The organism is Coleofasciculus sp. FACHB-1120 (assembly GCF_014698845.1).
GTDB lineage: Bacteria > Cyanobacteriota > Cyanobacteriia > Cyanobacteriales > FACHB-T130 > FACHB-T130.
On the sequence record NZ_JACJTV010000001.1, the window covers coordinates 19,166 to 40,559 of the forward strand.

The 21,394-nt window shown below is 47.2% G+C and carries 19 protein-coding genes; 8 read left to right on the plus strand and 11 right to left on the minus strand.

Annotation, left to right across the window (positions count from 1 at the left end; translation table 11 throughout):
- Nucleotides 1-78: 78 nt before the first annotated feature.
- Together H6H02_RS00100 and petN are read right to left on the minus strand one after the other, a co-directional pair.
- Nucleotides 79-246, minus strand: a complete 168-nt coding sequence (locus tag H6H02_RS00100) for a hypothetical protein (RefSeq protein ID WP_190534091.1) — start codon at nucleotides 244-246, stop codon at nucleotides 79-81.
- Between the two features lie 7 nt (nucleotides 247-253).
- Nucleotides 254-343: a cytochrome b6-f complex subunit PetN gene (gene petN / locus H6H02_RS00105; RefSeq protein ID WP_190414712.1), complete on the minus strand. Its 90-nt coding sequence runs from the start codon at nucleotides 341-343 to the stop codon at nucleotides 254-256.
- 149 nt (nucleotides 344-492) lie between these two features.
- Here petN and H6H02_RS00110 point away from each other — a divergent pair, with 149 nt between their 5' ends.
- Nucleotides 493-936, plus strand: coding sequence for a hypothetical protein (locus H6H02_RS00110; RefSeq protein ID WP_190813477.1), 444 nt, complete (start codon nucleotides 493-495; stop codon nucleotides 934-936).
- On the opposite strand, the gene H6H02_RS00115 is transcribed toward H6H02_RS00110, so the two are convergent.
- On the minus strand, nucleotides 923-1,600 hold the full coding sequence (locus tag H6H02_RS00115; protein WP_190813478.1) for an SDR family oxidoreductase: 678 nt from the start codon (nucleotides 1,598-1,600) through the stop codon (nucleotides 923-925). The genes H6H02_RS00110 and H6H02_RS00115 overlap by 14 nt on opposite strands.
- A 97-nt stretch (nucleotides 1,601-1,697) precedes the next feature.
- Nucleotides 1,698-2,324, minus strand: coding sequence for a class I SAM-dependent methyltransferase (locus tag H6H02_RS00120; RefSeq protein WP_190813479.1), 627 nt, complete (start codon nucleotides 2,322-2,324; stop codon nucleotides 1,698-1,700).
- A gap of 78 nt (nucleotides 2,325-2,402) precedes the next feature.
- Between H6H02_RS00120 and H6H02_RS00125 the strand changes: the two genes are divergently transcribed.
- Nucleotides 2,403-3,107, plus strand: coding sequence for a class I SAM-dependent methyltransferase (locus H6H02_RS00125; protein WP_190813480.1), 705 nt, complete (start codon nucleotides 2,403-2,405; stop codon nucleotides 3,105-3,107).
- A 205-nt stretch (nucleotides 3,108-3,312) separates the two neighbouring features.
- Here H6H02_RS00125 and H6H02_RS00130 read toward each other — a convergent pair whose 3' ends face one another.
- Both H6H02_RS00130 and H6H02_RS00135 read right to left on the minus strand, forming a co-directional pair.
- Nucleotides 3,313-4,422, minus strand: coding sequence for an acyltransferase (locus H6H02_RS00130; RefSeq protein ID WP_190813481.1), 1,110 nt, complete (start codon nucleotides 4,420-4,422; stop codon nucleotides 3,313-3,315).
- A 296-nt stretch (nucleotides 4,423-4,718) separates the two neighbouring features.
- Entirely contained in the window at nucleotides 4,719-5,663 is a 945-nt protein-coding gene (locus H6H02_RS00135; RefSeq protein ID WP_190813483.1) for an ABC transporter substrate-binding protein, read from the minus strand.
- Nucleotides 5,664-5,793: 130 nt separating this feature from the next.
- Here H6H02_RS00135 and H6H02_RS00140 point away from each other — a divergent pair, with 130 nt between their 5' ends.
- The 3 genes from H6H02_RS00140 to rpsD all read left to right on the plus strand — a co-directional run bounded on the left by H6H02_RS00140 (nucleotide 5,794) and on the right by rpsD (nucleotide 10,489).
- Nucleotides 5,794-9,336 (plus strand): PAS domain S-box protein, encoded by a 3,543-nt coding sequence (locus tag H6H02_RS00140; protein ID WP_190813485.1) that lies wholly within the window; start codon nucleotides 5,794-5,796, stop codon nucleotides 9,334-9,336.
- Nucleotides 9,333-9,773: a response regulator gene (locus H6H02_RS00145; RefSeq protein WP_347342550.1), complete on the plus strand. Its 441-nt coding sequence runs from the start codon at nucleotides 9,333-9,335 to the stop codon at nucleotides 9,771-9,773. Before H6H02_RS00140 ends, H6H02_RS00145 begins: the two co-directional genes overlap by 4 nt.
- Nucleotides 9,774-9,880: 107 nt before the next feature.
- Nucleotides 9,881-10,489, plus strand: coding sequence for a 30S ribosomal protein S4 (gene rpsD / locus H6H02_RS00150; RefSeq protein WP_190813489.1), 609 nt, complete (start codon nucleotides 9,881-9,883; stop codon nucleotides 10,487-10,489).
- Nucleotides 10,490-10,550: 61 nt separating this feature from the next.
- Here the strand turns inward: rpsD and moaA are convergent, their stop codons facing one another.
- Nucleotides 10,551-11,537: a GTP 3',8-cyclase MoaA gene (moaA, locus tag H6H02_RS00155; RefSeq protein WP_190813491.1), complete on the minus strand. Its 987-nt coding sequence runs from the start codon at nucleotides 11,535-11,537 to the stop codon at nucleotides 10,551-10,553.
- Nucleotides 11,538-11,582: 45 nt separating this feature from the next.
- Nucleotides 11,583-13,010 (minus strand): MFS transporter, encoded by a 1,428-nt coding sequence (locus H6H02_RS00160; RefSeq protein ID WP_347342558.1) that lies wholly within the window; start codon nucleotides 13,008-13,010, stop codon nucleotides 11,583-11,585.
- Between the two features lie 794 nt (nucleotides 13,011-13,804).
- Here H6H02_RS00160 and H6H02_RS00165 point away from each other — a divergent pair.
- Nucleotides 13,805-15,019: a pentapeptide repeat-containing protein gene (locus H6H02_RS00165; RefSeq protein ID WP_190813496.1), complete on the plus strand. Its 1,215-nt coding sequence runs from the start codon at nucleotides 13,805-13,807 to the stop codon at nucleotides 15,017-15,019.
- An 818-nt stretch (nucleotides 15,020-15,837) separates the two neighbouring features.
- The gene (locus H6H02_RS00170; protein WP_190813499.1) at nucleotides 15,838-17,052 is read left to right on the plus strand and encodes a pentapeptide repeat-containing protein; all 1,215 of its coding nucleotides are present in this window, start codon (nucleotides 15,838-15,840) and stop codon (nucleotides 17,050-17,052) included.
- 307 nt (nucleotides 17,053-17,359) lie between these two features.
- Here H6H02_RS00170 and H6H02_RS00175 read toward each other — a convergent pair whose 3' ends face one another.
- The 3 genes from H6H02_RS00175 to H6H02_RS00185 all read right to left on the minus strand — a co-directional run bounded on the left by H6H02_RS00175 (nucleotide 17,360) and on the right by H6H02_RS00185 (nucleotide 19,996).
- Nucleotides 17,360-17,581, minus strand: coding sequence for a hypothetical protein (locus H6H02_RS00175; RefSeq protein WP_190813501.1), 222 nt, complete (start codon nucleotides 17,579-17,581; stop codon nucleotides 17,360-17,362).
- A 95-nt stretch (nucleotides 17,582-17,676) separates the two neighbouring features.
- Nucleotides 17,677-19,179 (minus strand): DUF4157 domain-containing protein, encoded by a 1,503-nt coding sequence (locus H6H02_RS00180; protein WP_242040486.1) that lies wholly within the window; start codon nucleotides 19,177-19,179, stop codon nucleotides 17,677-17,679.
- A gap of 496 nt (nucleotides 19,180-19,675) precedes the next feature.
- Nucleotides 19,676-19,996 (minus strand): hypothetical protein, encoded by a 321-nt coding sequence (locus H6H02_RS00185; RefSeq protein ID WP_206757257.1) that lies wholly within the window; start codon nucleotides 19,994-19,996, stop codon nucleotides 19,676-19,678.
- 137 nt (nucleotides 19,997-20,133) lie between these two features.
- On the opposite strand from H6H02_RS00185, the gene cbiD reads away from it, so the two are divergent.
- Nucleotides 20,134-21,294 (plus strand): cobalt-precorrin-5B (C(1))-methyltransferase CbiD, encoded by a 1,161-nt coding sequence (gene cbiD, locus H6H02_RS00190; protein ID WP_190813505.1) that lies wholly within the window; start codon nucleotides 20,134-20,136, stop codon nucleotides 21,292-21,294.
- The last annotated feature ends 100 nt before the right edge of the window (nucleotides 21,295-21,394 follow it).

Here is a 21,394-nt window from a genome sequence, read left to right on the forward strand (position 1 = left end):
GCAAAAGGCAAAAGGCAAAAGGCAAAAGGCAAAAGGCAAAAGGCAAAAGTAAAAATTTACTTTTGCCTTTTATAGACCCTAGACTTTAGTTGAGCGACGACGAGAGGGCTTATTCTCTCGCCTCTCCCGATCTTGGCGACGGCGATCGCGCCATTCGATCAGCGTCAGATAGATAATGCCCCCAGAAACCACCATTAACAGGGCAAAGGTAGAAAAAGCCAGAACAGTCAGAACAGAAGTTTCCACAATGCTTCTAGAAGCCGTTACGGCCCCAAATGACCATTGAAATCGACCAAGTAAACAAAACCAAAACTGAAACCCAACCCAGCGTCAAAATATCCATAGTTGTATGTAAAGATAAATGCCCAATAATCACTCCAGCGCCTATCATAATTCAATTTGAGGCATCTATGGCAGACCTCAGCGAATGACGAGGTTGCCAAAAAAACCTTTAACTGAACTAGGAGCGATTTTCACAGGATATTGCACGAGATGGTTGATCGGCTTGAGCGAATAGAATCTATCAAAGCAGGAACGGTTGCTGCTTTGTCTTTTTTCCTGGGTTATGGCATTGCTACCCTGAGCAATATTCTCGTGCTGTCGGAGCAGTTTGAGACACTTGCCAATCTGAAAGTCACGAATGGCGTTCACTTTCTGGTGAGTATGGCGATCGCTCTTTTGAGCGGCTTTCTGTTTGGCGTCACCTACCGCTATATTATTCGGGAAGACCCCAACCCGCACCTCAAGACGGGCGCTGTGTTTGCCTTTGGGTTGGTGCGGGGATTAGGGCAAGTGGAGGCTGGGTTAAATTTCCCCGATGCCTTCTGGTCGTTTGGGATTCTGGGAGGAGAGAGTATTTTGCTATTTGCGATCGCTCGTCTTTTCCTCGACTGGACAATTCAGCTTGGCTGGGTAAAACCGTTTAAGTCAAGCTAAATTCCGCAAACTCTGGTTGCCCATACATCATATTTCGGTCAACCGCTGAGAGGATTCTATTGTTAGCAGCATCAGAATTAAGGCACTGGCAAGCTAACTGCGCGACATCAGCGCGATGAATCGTCCCCGCAACTCGCGGATCTTCCGTCAAAACTCCATTGCCAGTTGCTGGTTCAGACTTCAATCCGCCGGGGCGGATAATGGTGTAAGTGAGTCCGCTGTCAATCAGATACTTCTCGGCTTTCTCCTTCTCAATTAACACTGACTTCAGCGTTTCTAAAGCTTGTGGAGGGATAGCCCCGACACTATCTCCACTGCCAATCGAAGAAATTAGGATAAATTTTTTGACCCCTGCTTTCACAGCGGCATCAATGAGATTTTTGTTTCCCAAATAATCAGCTCTTTCGCCGTCTTTGGGTAAACCGCCGATAGTGCTAATCACAGCATGAATTGGTTCATCTCCTAGGATTGCCTGCTCAACTTCGGCAACATTTAAAGCGTCTCCCATAACCGCTTTAATCCCCATTTCTTCCAATTCGGCAGAAGATTCTGGCGAGCGCAGCAGTGCCTTCACCTTCTGATTTTGCTTGGTTAAGTAGTTAGCAATTTCTCGACCAACGCCCCGACTTGCACCCGCAAGAAAAATGTAGGATTCACTTGTCATCTTAAAATTCTTACCGTCATAACTTGTATTTCATATTTTGCCGTAATTGGGGCGAATAAAAAATGTAAATCCCGGCACCTTCTTCAACTTTGCATTTTTAATGTTTAATTTCTAATTTTTTCCTCGCCACCATCACTAGCCAAGATTGAGCTTCACAGGGCACTCCTGGGGGACGATAGTAGTGGTGGAGAATCTCAAAATCAGCTTGTTCTAGACAGGGTGCCAAAGTTTCATATTCCCATCCGGAAACAAAGCGATAGCCGGTTGGACGAACGCTATATCCCTCGCTATCTCCACGACAAATAGAAATAATTATTGCGCCGCCAGGAACCAGAGCTTGATGCAAATCCTTCAGCACCTTCACCATTTGGGCATGGGGAACGTGAAGCAGCGATGCATTCGCAAAAATTCCATCAAAGGTTTCTGGCGGCAGGTCAAGATTGAAAAACGACTGCTGCCAAACCTCACAACCCGTCGCTCGTCGCGCCATTTCCACAAATGCAGGCGTTGCATCCAAGCCAATCGCAGTATGCCCTTGACGTTTGAATGCCAGCAAATCTCGTCCGGGACCACAGCCGAGATCGAGGATTTTCCCTGGATTTTTAGGCATTGCCGCTATCAAGGCATCACGATTTTGGGAAACATCGTGATCCCAAGTGCCCTCCCGAAACGATTCTGCTGTCGCTTGGTACTCCGCAATTGTCAGTTGCTCGTGTTCCTGCATCCTTCGCCTTGCTCAAACCTACTAGAATCTTACTATTCTCTATTTCCTCGTATTCTCTGTACCTCTGTGGTTTAAATTATGTTTCCTGGAGAAGTATTCGCCAACACCGCTGATTTTGACACTGGGATTCGCCATCTGTTGCCACGCTATGACGAAATGCTGGATGCGATTGCCCTTTGTCTACCCTCTACAACCAAAGCCATCCTGGAACTCGGCTGCGGCACTGGCGAACTCAGTTTAAAGATCCTCAAGCGTTGTCCTGATGCCCAACTGGTTGCTGTAGATTACTCTCCTCGGATGATTCAGTTTGCACAAAAGAAAATCCACGCAGCAGGCTATGCAGACAGGTGGACGGGGATTGAAGCCGACTTCGGAGACTGGGCGAATCATGCGCTGGAACTGGCAGAAAGCTTTGATGCCTGTGTCTCATCCTTGGCAATTCACCATCTCAGCGACGAAATGAAGTTGAAATTATTTCAGCGGATTCGTGAAAGCCTTAACCCAGGCGGCGTCTTTTGGAACGCAGATCCCATCCTGCCAGAATCACCAGCGATGCAGGAAATTTACCAAACGGCACGGGAAGAATGGACATTGCAGCAAGGAACAACGCTGGCAGAAATTCGCGACAAAATTGGTAAGAGCAATCCTCAAGGTTACTCTAGTCAAGATCAATTAGCGACTCTAACCTCCCACCTAGAAATGTTGACAAATTCTGGGTTTACTACAGTAGCTGTTCCTTGGAAATATTACGGTTTAGCTGTGTTTGGTGGCTCTGTAGGATAAGTTTTTAACTGCAATGTATGGTGGGAAATTTTTATCTAACCCTGTAAAGGTGAGAAAAAAGCTGGTAAATTATGCCAATCTGCCAGCATTTTCCCCTCACGTATTCGTGGTTCAAAAAAACATTTTTTAACCACGAATACGCGAAGGACACGAAGAAAACCCTCGTCTTTCAACGGGCACTTTAAGCGCGTTAGCAATCCCAATCCTACTGCTGCAATGCTTGAGTGCTTTTATCTGCCAAAATTGCTGAAGATAGGGCTGAACCCTTACTCAGAGAGAATAGGTAAGGAAATTTTATCTTTTTTGTTAGTTCATATAACAAGATTGGGAAGAGCAAACTGAAAAAAGTTACCACAATGATATGTACAACTACATGATTGATGTGAAGACCTTTTTGTAAGAAGATTCTAGTTGATCCCATTGCTAACAGATGAGCTAAATAGATGGGCATCGATAAAAAACCCAGGTAGCGAATAATATCTAATTTTTTTATTTCTGCCAAATAAAAGGATATTCCTAAAGTAAATATGATTCCTCCAGATGCCATGAAAAATCTAGTTCCTGGTTGTTCGCTTAAACCAAGTTGCAAAATGGTCATTTGAAAAATGACAAATATCAGCGTGATCGCGCCAATTTGCTGCTTGTTCAATTTATACAAGGTACTCGGAATATTTCTCAAGTCATTCTGCAACCAGCGTGCCACAATTGCCCCAACGACGAAAAACACAAACATACTCATAAATTTAGTGAGTATTTCGCTAGGTGCATAAGGATTCAGCAAGTAAATTAAAATAGAAAAAGAAAGCAAAATATATATGTTGATGAATCTTTGAGCAAACACAAAGACTACATAAGATGCAAATAAAACATATAAAAACCAAAGAGTGATTAAAGGAATCGGATTGAAAGCCATGTAAAACGGTAAATCTTTCAACTGCAACTTGATAGGATTATTCGTATAGTTTGACATCAAAACCAAAATACTACCTTGGATAACAGACCAAAGTAAGTAGGGATACACAATTGTATTGAATTTATCCCCCCAGAATTTCTTCTTACCCTTTAATAAGCTTTTTTCTACAAATAAACCGGAAAGAAAAAAGAAAAGGGGCATATGAAAGCTAGAAATAAAATGAAAAGAGAAATCATGAAATAAATCATGCATTCCCATTCCAGCATTTTTGAGGTTTGTCAAAACATGGACATAGACAACTAAAATGATGCCGATGCCTTTGGCATAATCAATCCAGTCAAGTCTACTGCTAGATAACTGTTCCGGCTTGGTTGGTGAAATTTGTACTGCGACAGGCTTCATAATCTTGGTAGTTTCCCTTAATTGCAGTGCTGCATGATTAATGAAACCAGCGATGCCTGTTCTATCAAGTGAAGGATATGGCTTCCGTAAAAACTACAGAAATCCTGTATTTCGACTGTCAGGCTACCTGCAACTTCTTTGCAAGTTTCGCGGCAAGCCAGACAAAAAAATCAACCCTCAGCTAGATTTGGGCAGACACATTTTTAGGTATCAGCACTCCTAAACTACTATCTTCATCTGGATAGTGGAGCGAGGTCAGCCCAAAGATAGATTTTTTTGCGGAGGGAGTATGCATTCTATGCCGGGGAATGACCCAATAAGCACTCCCAGCCAGTACCCTCGTATCCATAGTGGAAACTTTCGGAATGCAGAATTTCGGCTAAAATTTCCAGGGAATCTACCAAGCGGGGGCCGGGACGGTTGAAGTAGGCATTGCCATCGGTGATGTAAACTCTTCCGGTTTGTACGGCTTGCAAGCTTTGCCATTCGGGACGTTGGAGTAGCGGCATTGCTTCAGCGCGAGTGCGGTTTAAATCGAAGCCACAGGGCATGAAGATGATGACAGTAGGGTTAGAGGCGGCGATCGCTTCCCACTTCAACCAAGGAGAATGTTCACCCTCAACGCCAAACAGGGATCGACCTCCAGCCATTTTGACTAATTCGGGAATCCAATTTCCCGCTGCCATCAGGGGATCGATCCACTCGATACAGGCAACGGTAGGACGGGCGGTGTCGGGTAGTGCTTGCGTCTTTTGTACGCAAGCGTCGATGCGAGACTGTAAACCAGCCAGCACAGGTGGCGCGGCGATACCCAAGGCATCAGCAACTCGTTGAATATCTGCCCAGACATCGCTTAAAAAATTAGGCTGTAAGGAAATAATCTGCGGTTGGCTGCGGGTAAGCGTAGCAACCGCTTGCTCAACTTCACCGAGGCTGACAGCACAGACTTCACACTGAGCTTGAGTCAAAATGTGGGTAGGTTGCAACTGTTCCAGAACGTCGGTTTTGACTTGATAAACGCTGAGCGCAGATTGCAATAAATCCGTAACGCGATCGTGAATTTCTGGGCTGGTGCCTTCGGGGTTGAATTTGGGCTGGGTGCAAACGGGCAAATTTTGGATTTCGGGCGGATAGTCGCATTCATGCGATCGCCCGACAATCGCATGAGTTAGCCCCAGGATCGCTAAAATTTCGGTAGCACTGGGAATCAAAGAGACAATTTTTAGGTTTGAATGAGTCACTTAACCAACTCCTTTAGCCGCCTCGATTTAAAACTCACGATCAATTCTTTCTAGGACACATTTCTAGGATGGCGCTGATACCTTACCCGTCAAAGAAAACGGCTCCATTGGTTAGGGCTAAACCACGAATATGCCTCTATCTCATTCTCGTCTACTTTCTTTCCGGCAAATCGCGTCTCAAGCGGCGATCGCGATCGCGTTTCCACTTGGCTGTTTGCTGATGCTCCATTGGCTGTTCGATATTCCTATCCTCAAGAATGTCTTTCCACAGGACTACCACCGCGACATCGAACCGGCAATTGTTGGGGTGATGAACGCGGTGGTTTTTGGCATCCTGGTTTGGTGGAATGCGAAAGCATTCAAAGCCATAGACTCCCAACGGGAACAAGCAGAAGAGGAACTGCGCCGACTCAATGCAGAACTGGAGGCGCGAATCGAGCAGAGTACAGCCCAATTGAGGCAAGCCAACCAACAATTGGCAAGCGAAATTGCCGAACGCAAGCAAGCAGAGGAGGTACTTTCCCAGCGTCAGCGGGAATTCAAAGCAGTGCATGAAAATGCGCCCGATGCGATGATGCGTCTTGACAGACAAATGCGTTATGTCTATGTAAATTCATTTGTCGAGCGGGTATCGGGAATCCCCGCGCAGGCATTCATCGGTAAGACTCCCCAAGAAGTCGGCTCACCAAAAGAGTTGTGCCAGATTTGGGAAGATACGCTGCGGATGGTTTTTGAAACAGGTCAAGAACAAGCGATTGAATTCCAGACTCCCACAGTAAATGGATTATGTCACTTCCAATCGCGTGTAGTTCCAGAGTTTAACCAAAAAGGTGAAATCGAAACTGCCTTGGTTGTGAGCCGCGACATTAGCGATCGCAAACGCGCCGAGGCAGCTCTCCAAAAAGAACGAGAATTCTTAAAAGTATTACTAGATAACATAGAAGCCGGAATCGTTGCTTGTGATGCCAATGGTGTCCTGACTCTGTTTAATCAGGCTTCACGAGCATTTCATGGCTTGCCAGAACAACCGCTTCCGGCACAGCAGTGGGCAGAATACTACGATTTATATCTGTCCGACGGCAAAACGCCTATGAAGCGGGAAGATATCCCGCTGTTTCGAGCGTTACAAGGGGAGCATATCCGCGATGTAGAAATGGCGATCGCCCCAAAATCAGGCAAAGTTCGCACCTTATTAGCTAGCGGACAGGCATTTTTTGATTCGCAGGGAACCAAGCTGGGTGCTGTTGTTGCCATGCACGATATCACTGAGCGTAAACGAGCCGAGGAAGCACTGCGAGAAAGCGAGGAACGGCTACAGGCGATCGTGGATAATTCCACAGCGTTGATTTATCTAATGGATACTCAACACAGAATTCTGCTGATCAACCGCAGGTTTGAAGATGTGTTTCACCTGAATAAAGAGCAGCTCCTCGGTAAAAGCCTGTACGATATCTGGTCGTTTGCGATCGCTGATGCCTTTGTCAAGAATAACCAAAAGATACTCGCCGCCAAAATTCCGATAGAAATTGAAGAAGTTGCCCCTCACGATGACGGGTTACACACCTACATTTCGATTAAGTTTCCCCTTTATAACTCTAGTGGCGTTCTTTATGCAGTTTGTGGCATCTCCACCGACATCACCGAACGCAAGCAGGTAGAGGAACACATTCGCACCCTGAATGCCGAGCTTGAGGAGCGAGTTAACGAGCGGACAGCAGAGTTAAGGCTGATCAACCAAGCATTACAAAGTGAAATCAGCGAGCGTCAGCGGGCAGAAGAAGAACGCGCCCAGCTCTTGCGCCGTGAGCAGGAAGCTCGTGAATTAGCCGAGGCAAGCGAACAGCGTTATCGCTTTCTCGCTGAATCCATCCCGCAGATAGTCTGGACTGTAGAGCCAGAGGGTGATTTCGATTACATCAATCAGCGCTGGGTTGATTACAGCGGATTAACCCTCTCACAAACCCAGGATGACGGATGGTTCTCTGTCCTACATCCGGACGATCGACTTGTGTCGATACAGCGCTGCAATCAAGCTGTGGAGGCGGGCGAAAGTTACGAAATCGAAAATCGCTTCAAACGAGCTGCGGACGGACAATATCGCTGGCACCTGACTCGCGCAGTGCCGATGAAAGATTCTACCGGGCGAATCGTCAAGTGGTTCGGCACATGCACAGACATTGACGACCAAAAACGGACGGCGGAGGCATTACGAGAAAGCGAGGCACGATTACAGGCGATTCTGGATAACATTCCCGCAGTTCTCTACCTCAAGGACGCTCAAGGCAAGTTTATTTTCATCAATCACCAGTTTGAAATTCTTTTTCATATTGATAGAGAAAAGGTTAAAAACAAGACTGATTACGATATCTTTCCCAAGGAGATGGCGGATGTATTTCGGGCAAACGATCGAAAGGTACTTGAAGCCAGAACTACTTTGGAGCGGGAAGAAGTTGCGCCTCAAGATGACGGACTACACACGTACATCTCCATTAAGTTTCCCCTGTGCGACGCGGCTGGAGTTCCTTATGGAGTTTGTGGCATCTCCACCGACATTACTGAACGCAAACGAGCAGAGGAGGCATTACGAGAAAGCGAAGCTCGGTTTAGGCGCGTCGTTGAATCCAACATGATTGGGATTCTCTTCTGGGATGTGTCAGGCAACATTACAGAAGCCAACAACGCCTTCTTAGAGATGGTTGGGTACACGCGGGAGGATCTGCTTTTAGGGAAAGTGCATTGGAAAAAGATGACTCCTGTGGAATATAACTATCTCGATGAAAAGGGCATCCAGGAGCTAGCCGCGACTGGGATTTGTTCCGCCTTTGAGAAGGAATATCTTCGTAAAGATGGCAGTCGCATCCCTGTTTTGATCGGCGGTGCCATCTTAGAAGGATCTCAAGATAAAGGTGTGTGCTTTGTCATTGACATCACTGAGCGCAAGCGGATGGAGGAGGCGCTCTTCAAACAAGCACAGGAACTCGCTCGTTCTAATGCGGAACTGGAACAATTCGCTTATGTAGCTTCCCATGACTTGCAGGAACCGCTGCGAATGGTTGCCAGCTACACCCAGCTTCTGTCTCGGCGCTACAAAGGACAACTTGATGAGGACGCCGACGATTTTATTGATTTTGCCGTCGATGGCGCGAACCGGATGCAACGGCTGATTCAAGATTTGCTGGAGTATTCGCGCCTAGGGACGCGAAGTCGGGAATTTGAGATGGTAGATTGCGATCGCTCTTTTGCCGAAGCGATCGCAAATCTGCAAATTGCGATCGCCGAGAGTAATGCCACTATTACCCACGATCCCCTGCCATCGGTGAGGGGGGATGCTACTCAAATCGGGCAGCTGTTACAGAACTTAATTGCGAATGGAATCAAGTTTTGCAAAGATGCCCCTCCCCAGGTTCACGTTTCAGCTCAAGCAAGCGACAATGAATGGATCTTCTCCGTCCGCGATAACGGTATTGGGATTGCCCCAGATCATCAAGCACGAATTTTTATCATCTTTCAACGCTTGCACGCACGCGAGACTTATCCTGGTACCGGAATTGGTTTAGCTATCTGCAAAAAAATCGTCGATCAACACGGTGGACGGATCTGGGTGGATTCTCAATGGGGGCAGGGAAGTGTATTCTACTTTACAATTCCCAGATCAGGAGAGAACCCAAGGTGAATTTGGGTAATAGACCCGTAGAAATCTTGCTAGTTGAAGATAATGAGGGTGATATTCGTCTCACCCAAGAAGCGTTTAGAGATAGTAGGGTTGGGAATCACCTAAATATTGTTAGGGATGGTGTCGAAGCGATCGCTTTCCTCAGAAAAGAAGAACCGTATGCCAATGCCGTTCGTCCCGACATTATCCTCCTTGACCTCAACTTACCGAAGCGCAACGGTATTGAAGTGTTGGCAGAAATCAAGCAGGATGACCAGCTTAAAAGGATTCCTGTCATTGTTCTGACCTCCTCCCAAGCCGAGTCCGATATTCTCAACGCCTACGATTTGCATGCCAACTGTTTCATCAGTAAGCCGATTGACCTAGATCAGTTTTTGCGTGTGGTGCAGTCAATCGAGGACTTCTGGCTCACCATCGTCAAACTCCCCCCAGAATAGAAAAAGCGAACCGAAAAATATTTTTCTTTTGACTTTTAATTTCTCCTAGATTGGGCTTACAATGATAGTTTTGGTTAAAGTCTGAAGGGTACACAAGAGGAAGCTATATGTCCCGATATCGAGGCCCACGCCTCAGAATTGTGCGTCGTTTGGGCGATCTGCCCGGTTTAACTCGCAAATCAGCCCGCCGTGCATATCCACCCGGACAGCATGGTCAAGCCCGGAAGAAGCGCTCAGAGTATGCTGTCCGACTAGAGGAAAAGCAGAAACTCCGCTTCAATTATGGCTTAAGTGAAAAGCAGCTGCTGCGTTACGTGCGGAAGGCACGTCGCGCCACGGGTTCCACGGGTCAAGCACTGCTGCAACTGTTGGAAATGCGTCTGGATAACACCGTTTTCCGGATGGGGATGGCTCCTACGATTCCTGGGGCGCGTCAGCTAGTCAATCACGGTCATGTGTTGGTGAATGGTCGCTCGGTGAATATTCCCAGCTATCAGTGCCGTCCGGGAGAGGTCATCAGTGTCCGCGATAAGGAAGGATCTCGCCGGTTAGTGCAACAAAACCTGGAATATCCAGGTTTGGCAAATATGCCCAGCCATCTAGAGTTTGACAAAACCAAGATGACTGGCAGAGTCAACGGTGTGATTGAGCGCGAATGGATCGCGCTGCAAATCAACGAACTGCTGGTGGTTGAGTACTACTCACGCCAAGCTTAAGATAGTTTTGAGTTTTGAGTTTTGAGTAATTAAAAACTTATTCAAAACTCAAAATTATTTTTTAGCCCCCAATTTGCGACATGGTGCGGCTATACGCACCAGTCGTGCCAGCATCTCGCTGCTTGTAGTTAATCTCTGGTTTCATCAACAGCAATTGCTGCACTTTATTGCGGAGTTCGGCTGTATCAACACCGGCGCGGAGGGCGGTTTTTAGGTCAAGTTGACCCGTCTCATTTAGCAGACAAGGACGCAACCAGCCATCCGCAGATAGACGCATCCGGTTACAGCGATCGCAAAAACACTCGGACATCTGACTGATAAATCCCAGCGTCCCTTTGGCTCCGGGAATCTGGAACACATCGGCGGGGCCGTTGCCCCGAACATAAGATTCGGTCAAGCCAAAAATGTCGCGGATGCGTTGGCGCAAATCGGCGGATGCCACCCAACCATTTCCGACAAATAACTGATCGTTGCCAATTGGCATAAACTCAATAAACCGGACGTGCCAATGCCGGTCAATTGTCAAGGCAGCGAGATCCAGCACTTCTTGGTTGTTCACACCGGGGATGACCACCACATTTAGCTTCAGAGGGTCGAACCCGACGCGATGGGCGGCTTGAATTCCGTCCCAAACTTTCTGCCACTGAGAACGACCGCGATTGCCGATAATTTTGTCAAAAGTTTCGGGATTAAGCGAATCCAGACTGATATTCAGGCGTCGTAACCCGGCGTCGTAGAGTTGTTGCGCGATTGGGGCGAGTAAAAACCCGTTGGTAGTCATGGAGAGGTCTTGCGTTTCCGGCAGGGACGCGATCGCCCCCACCAACTCCACCACCCGCGGACGCAGTAGCGGTTCGCCCCCGGTTAGACGAAATCGAGTAAATCCTACCGGGATAAATACCTCTTCGAGCAGGATGAGCAATTCTTCATCAGTTAACAGCTGTTGCTGCAAAATGTAGTCAAGCTCAGCACCCTCCGGCATACAGTACTGACACCGGAAATTGCAGCGGTCAATTAAGCTAATCCGAAGGTAGTCTACCTGATTCATGTTTTTTTTGGGGTTGATGAGAACACCAACCCCTAACCCCTACCCTTATTCTGATCCATTTGTCAATGGATCTACAGTAATTGGGGCCCGAAGCGGCACAAGTTGCAGTTTCGGCGAAATGAGCGTTCGCCAAACCTTCCGAATCGGATGACTGCGATGCTCTTTGACAAAGACTAAAGGCAGGATAGCCACAAGTCGCAAAACAGCGGACAGAGCAAACACGGTTGGCAAGCCACCGAAATTGTCCAACTCAGCCAGAAATCCCCCGACAGTTGTTCCCAGTGCGCCACTGACACCTGCAACCGCCGCAGCGATCGCAAAGTAAGCAGATTGATGGCGTCCTGCTGCCACAGCCATTTGCAAATTGTTGGTACACAGGTCAATCGCTGCCCAGGTGCCACCCATGAACAGGTGTAAAAGCGGGAACCAAACCCAAACCGAAACTGGGTCAGCCCCCAGCCCTAGCCAGAGTAAAGGTGTCAGTGCTGCCAACACCCCCACAAATACCAGAAGCGGACGATTCCCAATTCGGTCTGCCAGCTTTCCCCATACCACCATCATCACCAAGGTAGCCGCCGCCGTTAAGCTGCTATAGAGCGTTACCCAGCTGACATCCATATTCAGGTTGTCTAGCAGGTAGAGACCGAAAAAAGGAGTGCAGATATTAACGGCAAATGCCCAAAAGCTAAAGTAAAGCAGAAACCTGACAAAATTGCCATTTTTGAGTAGAGCGATCGCGGTTCCCCAACGCTCAGTTGCCCCTGCCTCGTCAGCAGTGCCGTGCTGCGTCTGGGGATTCACATCCACCATGAAGAACTGACATCCTAAACTAATTAACCCAATGATCACTCCCAAGAACAAGACCACACCGTACCCCTGAAGCGGCCCACCAGGCCAAGCCGACACAGCTAGACCGAGCAGGGGTACAGAGAGCAGAGTGGTCAAGCTGATAGCACTATTGCGAAAACCAAAATATCGCCCCCGCAACTTTTCCGGAACCAACGCCGCCATCCAACTGAGCCAGTTAGCACTGCCCAAGCTACCAATGATATTGGTTGCCAAGACAATTGCTAGTGTCCAACTGACCAGGTTGGGCGAATTGGTTGGGTGCCAACAACTCCAACCAATTCCCGCCACTAAAATTAGCCACAGCAGCCGCGACGGGCCGTAAATCCAGACATTAAACCAGTGGCGACTGATGGTTCGTTCTGACAGATACGCTCCTAGTGGTTGCAGCAAATTCACCAGCATGGGAACGGACGACAACATCCCAATCTCCATTGGGCTTGCACCCAATTGGAGTAAGAAATTACTGAGCAGGACGCCGCCAGTAATGCCACCAAACACGACAGCAAAGACAGCATCCCAAGTAGACGCTTTTAGGCTAGACCGAATTACCTGTTTGGAAAGTTTGGAGGGTGAATTGGAAGAAACTACCAGCGGGGAAGCGGCGGGAGTTTCTAAAACCTCCAAAGCTGGAAGAGATACGGTTTCAGCTGGGACTTGCAACGGTAAACTCCTCGACTGGTTTAAATAGGCTGGAATAGGGAACCACTGACTTTGTCTCTACTAAAGAAACCTCTTGCCGACAGCACGGACAACAGCCTTGTCTGTCTTGGCTCGAAGATGGATGTTTTAGAAGGATAGACTGAGAATTCTAGGTTGGGCAGCTTCCCGCAGTCAGATAACTTTCTCAATCCTTTGAAACAAAGATTCAAAATAATTAAATCTTTCTGCCGCTAGTTAATAAATAGTAGCAATTGTGCCTGTGACCAGTGGACGTAAAACCAATACAGCTTCAGTTAACCTTCCCGCTGGAAAAGGCTGATTCCGTGGTTTCCCCTGGCCTTGTAAGGAAGGATTCAGGGGTTAGGTTTGTCTGAGCGGGGAAAAAATTGAGCGCCAAACTTCCCTCCCTTAAACATCCCTTTTCCACTTTTTCTACCCAAAGACGGACTGGCGAGTGACAGCACTTAAAATCTCGGCTCTCGTCGTCAGAGTAGAGTCGCTGTCTCTTCTAGGGTTCCCAAGAAACCTCAGTGAATATCTACAAGCCGGTTAATAAATTGCTCGAACTGCCATTGTCCAAATCCTTTTCTTTCAGAAAAAAAGGATTTCAACAGTCTTTTGAGAATTTGCTACCAGTATCATCTCTATATCAGGGCGCAGGAGAACCGATTTGAACCGCCAAGACATCGTCGGGTACCCTTTGTGGGTGCCTAACCAATAATCATTGCATCCGCCAAAAGAGAGGAGAGCTGAAGTGCATGGCAAACAAGCAACAGCGGGCTTTACTTAAGCAAGGAGTAGAAGCCTGGAATAAGTGGCGTAAATCGAGTCCCGGAATCCCGCCAAATTTAATTGGAGCCGATTTACGCCAGGAAGATTTGGGTGGAGTTAACCTGACGGGCGCGTCTCTGTGCAGTGCTGACCTGAGTGGAGCCAATCTGATGCAGGCATCTCTGCATCGAACAGACCTTCGGGGTGCGGACTTGAGGGGAGCATATCTGAGTAAAGCGGACTTGTCAGAGGCAGATATCACTGAAGCGAATCTCAGCGAAGCCTACCTCTTTGAGGCGAACCTGAGCCGGGTAAACCTTCAAGGTGCAGATATGCACTGGGTCTACCTGGGTAAAGCTGATTTATCCGGGGCGAATTTGATGGGGGCGAACCTCACACAAGTAGATATGCGGGGAGCCAATCTAATCGGGGCGAACCTCCGCGAGGCGGATTTGTTCAAAGCGAATCTGATTGGGGCGGATTTACAAGGAGCCGATCTGCGCGGGACGAATTTGGGTGAGGCAAACTTAATGGGGGCAAGGTTGCTCAAGACTAACTTTGAGAATGCAAACCTGGAGGGTTGTTTAGTTTATGGGATTGCGTCTTGGGGGTTAAAGCTGGAAGGAGCCAACCAGTCAAATTTGGTGATTACTCCGCCAGATTATCCAGCGATCGCACTGGATAATCTGGAAGTGGCGACATTTATTTACTTGTTGCTGAATCATCAGAAAATCCGCGAGGTTTTTCCCTCGATTGCCTCCAATATCGTGCCGATCTTGGGCAGTTTCAAAGGAGATGGGCGGAAAGGTTTGCTGGAGGGGCTTCGCAATGCTCTTCGCCAACATGACTATTTGCCTTTATCGGTGGAGTTAGAAAAAGCAGCGACGCCGGAACTCGCAGAGGCAATCTCCACCGTAGCTGGGATGGCGAAGTTTATGATTGTGGATTTCACGGACGCTAGCAGCATCCCCCAAGAATTACTGAAAATTCTCCAGGGCATCCCTTTGGTGCCGGTGCAACCGTTAGTGCAAGTAGATAGCGTGGATAGCAAAGAGGTGGCTGTGTTGGAAGAGTTTCAGGAATATCCCTATGCTCAACCTATTTACCAGTATCAGAGCCTTGAAGATGCAATCGCTTCTGTAGAAGAAAAAATTATTTCCCCGGCTGAGGCGAAGGCGAATGATTTACTCAGCGGAAGTTAGGCGTGGCAATCCCGTACTTCTACGATAGCTGACGTTGATTGTTTGCTGAAATAGCCATCTTGCTTAGGGTGTCTTCCGCAACTACGGACAGTAGTTCGTAGCTAAGACTACAAACTACTGTCCAAATCGGCGTGGCACATCTGGTCAATTTTTCTAGAATTCGCGGGCGTAAATCGAGAAAAAGGTGGCAAGACACTTGGCAAATCTCTGCTGACTTCTCCGGAAACTGGCTTTCAATTTTACCAAGTGGTTATTCTAGACGTGTGTACCGCCCATACTGAGCGATCGCGAAGTCAATCGCTCAGTACGATCAAATCAACTGCTTTCTTCAAATTTATTCAAAGAGCCTGAAAACCGCTCTATATATGCTTTTTGACCAAAACATGACTCTTGGCAGCAGCGCTAAATGCGATCATTTTTCCCTTCTTCTTCGGGAGTTCCGCCCTAATCTCACGTAGTTCAACAAAAGAGAAGGTATTTGAACTGACTCACATCAGGTCATATTTGTCTGCATTTCAGTAAAATTCAGTACAATTCTTACTTTTGAACCCAGTAAATATACTATTTTCTTAAAGATTCTGTAAATATTCATCCTTTAGTGTAGTCATACTCAGGGCGTATTCCTTAAGATAGAGATGCTCAAATTAAACTATTTACGTACAATTACGTACATACCTAATTTGTTAAATTCAAAATCACAAGAATTAGCTCCCTGCAAAAGCGCGAAGTCTCTGGTCACAATCAGTTGAAGTCTGCTTGTATATCTGAGTTCAAGTACTGAATGTTTCTGAATTTAGAGAGGATTTGTAGAAGGCTATATGACAAAAAACAACCTAGATATTAAAACAGACCCTACAGTAATCGAGATTGTAACTGGGTTAACTAATCGGACAAGCAAGCAACAAGTGGATCTGCTCAGACAAGGAGTGGAAGCCTGGAATGCGGAAAGACAACAGAATCCTCAAATCCGACCAGACCTAAAGATGGCTAACCTGAGACGAGCCAACCTCAGCACAGCGAATCTCAGCGGGATAGACCTCTCCTTAGTCAACTTCAGCGGGGCTAATCTGACCTCAGCTAACCTGAGCGGAGCAAACCTCAGTAGAGCAAACCTCAGCGGGGCAGACTTGAGATGGGCAGACCTCAGCGGGGCACTCTTAGAAGGGGCTGACCTCAATGGCGCACTCCTGAGTGCAGCGAATCTCAGCAAAGTAAAATTCAACAAAACCAACTTAAAAGGGGCAGTCCTCAGCGGAGCCAACTTAAGCAATTCACAAATCAGTGAAGCCAACTTTAGTGGGGCAGACCTGAGATGGGCAAACCTGAGACGAGCCGTCGTCAGCGTAGCAGACTTCCGGAAGGCAGACCTGAGATGGGCAAACTTGAGCGAGGCTCAGGTGGTGCGGACAAATTTAGAGGGAGCCAACCTTGAGAGGTGTTCGATTTATGGGATTTCCACTTTGGGATTAAAACTGAAGGGAGCCAAGCAGTTGAATTTAGTCATCACTGCTTTTGGCGATCCTGCGATCGCAGTGGACAATCTGGAAGTTTCAGAATTTATCAGTCGGCTGCTCAATACTCAAAAAATCCCCGATTTCAATAACACTATCTGTTCTAAAGTCATACTGGTTCTGGGTCGTTGCACTCAGGAGCGCAAGCCAATGTTGGATGCGCTTCGCAAATTTAACTACTTGCCGGTGGTTATAGACTGCGAAACATCGACGAGTAAAGACCTGACGCAAACCATCTTAACGGTGGCTCAGATTTCACGGTTCATTATTGCCGACCTGACCGATCCTAGAAGTATTCCCCAAGAATTGCACACCATTATTCCCAATCTGCAATTGGTGCCGGTGCAGCCATTGCTCCATACTTCAGCCCAGAAAGAATACGCGATGTTTGAAGATTTCCAGCGCTATCCTTGGGTGTTAGAAACGTACTGGTATAACGCTTTTGAGGAAGCGATCGCTTCTCTCAAGGAAAAAGTCATTGCTCCTGCTGAAGCGAAGGCAAGGGCTTTATTGGGCGGTTGATTTGGATTAGCAGCAACCTGAGATAACCATCATTTGCTCGATCATCATCCCCTCTCTGATACCTGAGCAGGGGAGGATGATCGTCTTCCTTCTCGGTTAACTTGTCTTTAACCGAGAAGGTCAATCAAAACACTTCCTTGTCTTGCCCCACAAATAGTCGTTTGTGAGGGTAAAACCAACACTTTCTAAGTTGATTTGGATTACTGAGAATAATCAGAACGAATCTACTAGCTGCCAGTTGCGATCGCTCTAATGACCAATGCCCAATTGCCTTACCCCTACACGATGATTGCAGGGGTTTTGCTGCCTATGATGCTTGTTGACGCAGTTTTTCCACATACTGCTCAAACTCTTTCTCAGAAAGATAATCTATTTCCCCATCTCCCAAAGTAATCTTTGAAAGATATTGCATTGCCCGCTTAAACTCGCCAGTATCCCACTCATAGGCAAGAACATCCATGCCCCCGTCTTCCGTCTCGATTGCCTTAACGGGTCGATCTCCTACAATACAGTAGATTGGTAAGTCCATAATATGATGATCCGATATTCAACTGAATTCTCTGCTTGTTCCGATTCTGATTGAGTGCATACCGACATTACTCTGAGTTATCCAGTCAATGTCAATTATCCACCTGCGTTAGCTAAAGCCTGATCGTAAAGTGCCTTTGCTTCTGCATTAAGCTGCTCAATTTTTGCTCTTTCTTCTGAGCTTAAAGCCCGATCGGCTGTTTGAGCTACTGCCTCTATTTTCCGAACCTCTTCATATATTTTATGCCCTGCACCTGACTTAACCTCTAGAATTTGGGTTAGATGAAGTTGCAATTCCGCAATATGACCATTTGATAGCTGAACGTTTAGAAGAATATCGCGATAGCCAGCCGGAGTGGGTTGTGCAAAGCGATTCTTTTCTCGCACCAGCGTTAAATTTCTATTGCATATATCTAGCCCACCCATTAAGTCAGCAAATGACTTGTAAACAATAGAACCGCGTGCAATATCTACTAATTTAGAAACATCCCCCTTGTAATCAGCCATTGTTTTCTCCATCGCTCGTTCTCGTCCTTTTAGGGCTTGAGGTAGCTTTGCCTCCCCACCTGTCTCACTTGCAATTTGAGTGACTTTTCCGTAGAGTTCCACTTGAGCTTCTTCTGCTTGTTTGTAGAGGATGTCTAAATCTCCTGCCACATCTCCAGTAAATCCTGCTGTTGGCTGTGCAGGACTTTGATCGCCTTGGCGCTGAATAACGGACTTTTGCTGCGGTTGCAGCGATCGCTGTACTGCACTACCATTCTGTTGAACAACATGCGTCAACTCGTGGGCAATCAACTCTTGCCCACCCCGGCTTCCCGGTTCATACGCTCCCTCCCGGAAGAAAATATCTTGCCCAGTCGTAAATGCCTTTGCCTGGATTGAGCGATTCAGCTGGTTAGATTGAGCATCCGTATGAATCTTCACCCCACTGAAGTCAGCTCCAAATGCCTGCTCCATCGGTTCCAGGATGCTCTGTGCGAGTGGCTGTCCGCTTCCTCGTGCCTGTTGGATGCTTGCTTCGAGATCCGGTGAGGCGGGTTGCCCATCCTCACTAGACTGACACTGTATCATCGGCTTCATCTGGAGTTCTTTTTCCTGTTCCTCTTCTGGCATCACCTCACGTTGGAGGGCGGGTACATCCAACTTTCTCATCAAATTGTTTTCACGATTCGGGATTCCCTGTTGATGAATTGAGTTGGAGTTTTGCACCATACCAGCTTTTATGGTTTGAGCCAACTGACTTTCCGGCTGGCTAATATCCCTTCCATGACTCGGCATCGGTGCATGAAGCCGCTGCACCACTTCTGCTGCTGTCTTGTCTGCTTCCTGTTCGTATTTATCTCCAGGCTCTCCAATCGTAAGCTTCCGTTGAATCGGCGGCGGTGTTGTGATTGATGTGTTAGGACTTTGGATTGAAATATTGGCAAAATTGTGACCGAAGCGCTGGGCACTTTCTAGTTGTGCCTGTAGGTCTGGTGTTTCGTGAGTTTGGGGTTTCGCCTGAACTGCGAAAGGGCGCGGCTGAAACTGGCTATTGACTGGAACGAAAGTAGAATTTTGCGGAGCTTTTTGGGGGTCGTGCGATCGCGTTGCCATAGCCAGAGATAACCTCTTCTATTCAGTTCAGTTAAGGAATAATTGAGAGCCATCAGGCTCATAGATAGAACCTAAGCGAGAACTCACGGTGTAAGTAGAGTATATTTACGGATTTTCCAATTTCAAAGAGCTAGATATAGCAACACAATGTAATAAATCAACTGTCGGAGAAGAAATCTATATCACCCAAATGTTGAGTCGAGAACCGTTTTTCCTAGTCAATTCGTTCAGGCGATCGCGATAACCAATAACAAGCGAATGGATTCTGAAAAGACTGCCATTGCTGAATTCACTTGTACTGATGAAGTTACTCCTGAACCAGACAAAGCAGTAAGGTGAGGCGTTAAGTTTGTCCACTCCGAAAAATAGGAGTCTCTATCTTGGCTAACAACTGGGATGATCGAGCGGTTCTCGCTTGCGTTTAAGACATCGGGAGATTAGCGCAGAGCTAGGTCTGCGCTAATCTCCCGATGTCTTGAACCCTCATTGACAACTGCTATAACGCAAAGTTGTTCTGAGCTGATTCCAGAACGGTTTGCGTTGCCACATCCAGAAATTCAATCGAAAGATTCTTGCCTAATGCTACGGCTCGCTTCATTCCAGCCAGTAAGCACTTGACTCCGTCCCTTTTGACGGCATTAACTGACAGCAGATCCACTACGACGGTGTCAGTTGCCCATTCCAAGGCTTGCTCTAGAGACTTGCTGAAGGCGGGGCTGGTGACACTATCTAGACAACCGCTGGGTCTTAACACCACTGTGCTGGGGCGAATTTCTTGGCAGATGAATTGGGTACGAGGCTTGGTGTCTGAGTTCATAATGGCTTTCATGGGATTTTCTAAAACCTGTCGTCAATCGAGGAACACTAACCGATCTACAGACACATTCCAATAAAATCCCGAAGCTTTTGATATAAAATTTCCCTCTTGTCAAGGTTTGCGATCGCTATTTAACAATGATCTCGTCCCAACCTCGGTCTGGATATACATTGCCCGTGTTTGCCTGCGCCGCCGCTATTGCCGCCCTGCGCTGGTTACGGCAAGAAGCATTACCATTGGACGCTGTGCCCGTGGATTTAATTGAACCCGCCGAAACGGCATTGATTCCCATTGAGCAGGTTGCCGGTATTGGGGAGGGAATGGCGTTAGCGATCGCTCGCAGCGATCCTGGCGATAACCTTGACCTGACCCGCAACACGCCAGTCTGGGCGCTGGTAGAAATGAAAAATGAAGGATTAAAAATTAATAATGAACAAAAAGAGTTTTTAGCTCCTCAGCCTTCAGTCTTGATCAAAGGTGGCGAAGGGATCGGGCGTTTGGTGAGTGCTGATGACCAACCGGCTATTTATCGTTATGCTCAGCGGCTGATCCAAGAAAATTTGGGGCGGATGCTGGAACCTGACGAGAAAATTCAGGTGACGATTATTTTGCCAGAAGGGCGTAAACTCGCTCAACGCACCTCAAATGAAGCCTTTGGGGTTGTGGAAGGACTCGCCTTACTTGGAACCACCGGCATTTCCCAACCGCTGAGTGCCCCCGGACAACTGGAGGCTTTCCGTGAGGAACTGCAACAGAAGGCTAGCTGTTTTGATTGTTTGGTGTTTTGTATCGGGGAAAATGGCTTGGATCTAGCCCAGCGGTTGGGAATCAATCCTGACAGAATGATTAAAACAGCGAACTGGCTGGGGCCATTGCTTGCATCATCAGGCGTGCAAAAAGTCAAGAATATTTTATTATTTGGCTATCACGGAAAATTAATGAAACTGGCGGGTGGGATTTTTCACACCCATCATCACTTAGCAGATGGACGCCAGGAAATTTTGACGGCTCATTGTGCGAATCTAGGTTTGCCGACGCCGGTATTACAGGCAGTTTTGAAGAGTGCCACGGCTGAAGACGCCTTGAAATACCTGCGCCAATTGGATGCAGCAGATAGCACTGATTGGGTAGGACAAGTTTATGGCGCGATCGCTCAAAGCATTGACAAGCGATCGCACGATTACATCCATACTCACAGCGAACAACTGGTTACGGTCGGTTCCGTCCTGTTTGACCGCGATCGCCAAATTATCGTTAAAAGTAAAACAGGTACCTCGTTACTGTATCAAGTGTGTTAATTTTATATGAATACACATCAACTTAATAAATAGCAATAAAGAAGTTTTTTATCTGTCGCTGTTATCAGTGACTAGCAGTGACTAATGGAATCACGGAAGG

Coding starts and splice junctions, on each gene's coding strand:
- cbiD (WP_190813505.1), top strand. CDS start 20,134: ATGATCTCGTCCCAACCTCGGTCTGGATATACATTGCCCGTGTTTGCC.
- H6H02_RS00165 (WP_190813496.1), top strand. CDS start 13,805: ATGGCAAACAAGCAACAGCGGGCTTTACTTAAGCAAGGAGTAGAAGCC.
- rpsD (WP_190813489.1), top strand. CDS start 9,881: ATGTCCCGATATCGAGGCCCACGCCTCAGAATTGTGCGTCGTTTGGGC.
- H6H02_RS00185 (WP_206757257.1), bottom strand. CDS start 19,996: ATGAACTCAGACACCAAGCCTCGTACCCAATTCATCTGCCAAGAAATT.
- H6H02_RS00130 (WP_190813481.1), bottom strand. CDS start 4,422: ATGAAGCCTGTCGCAGTACAAATTTCACCAACCAAGCCGGAACAGTTA.
- H6H02_RS00175 (WP_190813501.1), bottom strand. CDS start 17,581: ATGGACTTACCAATCTACTGTATTGTAGGAGATCGACCCGTTAAGGCA.
- H6H02_RS00140 (WP_190813485.1), top strand. CDS start 5,794: ATGCCTCTATCTCATTCTCGTCTACTTTCTTTCCGGCAAATCGCGTCT.
- H6H02_RS00120 (WP_190813479.1), bottom strand. CDS start 2,324: ATGCAGGAACACGAGCAACTGACAATTGCGGAGTACCAAGCGACAGCA.
- H6H02_RS00125 (WP_190813480.1), top strand. CDS start 2,403: ATGTTTCCTGGAGAAGTATTCGCCAACACCGCTGATTTTGACACTGGG.
- H6H02_RS00180 (WP_242040486.1), bottom strand. CDS start 19,179: ATGGCAACGCGATCGCACGACCCCCAAAAAGCTCCGCAAAATTCTACT.
- H6H02_RS00115 (WP_190813478.1), bottom strand. CDS start 1,600: ATGACAAGTGAATCCTACATTTTTCTTGCGGGTGCAAGTCGGGGCGTT.
- petN (WP_190414712.1), bottom strand. CDS start 343: ATGGATATTTTGACGCTGGGTTGGGTTTCAGTTTTGGTTTTGTTTACT.
- H6H02_RS00170 (WP_190813499.1), top strand. CDS start 15,838: ATGACAAAAAACAACCTAGATATTAAAACAGACCCTACAGTAATCGAG.
- moaA (WP_190813491.1), bottom strand. CDS start 11,537: ATGAATCAGGTAGACTACCTTCGGATTAGCTTAATTGACCGCTGCAAT.
- H6H02_RS00110 (WP_190813477.1), top strand. CDS start 493: ATGGTTGATCGGCTTGAGCGAATAGAATCTATCAAAGCAGGAACGGTT.